General features: G+C 69.9%; 1 protein-coding gene. It reads right to left on the bottom strand.

The genetic code is table 11. The features are described 5' to 3' along the window. The coding region (locus IEQ44_RS16355; protein ID WP_438861860.1) for a hypothetical protein at positions 1-246 on the bottom strand (246 nt) is incomplete at both ends.

The following is a 246-nucleotide window of genomic DNA, read 5'->3' as shown; positions in this document are numbered from 1 at the left end:
GATCGGGGTGTGGATGTGGTCGAACCGGCCGTCGTTGTCCTCATCCCGGGGTGGCTCCTGCGCCGCCGCCAGACCGTACAGCTCGTTCGCCTGCGCCACGATCCGCTCCATCTGCGCGCGACCGATCTTCTCCAGGGACGGCGCCATCTGCGCGTCGATCCACGCCATCGCCTCCGGCGTCAGGGCCGGGGCACAGTGGATCGTGGCCTCAGCCACCTGCTTGGCCCGCCATACCGGCACCAAGCC

This window comes from Nocardioides malaquae (assembly GCF_015070385.1).
GTDB classification, from domain to species: Bacteria; Actinomycetota; Actinomycetes; order Propionibacteriales; family Nocardioidaceae; genus Nocardioides; species Nocardioides malaquae.
This window is presented reverse-complemented; position numbering and strand designations above follow the sequence as displayed.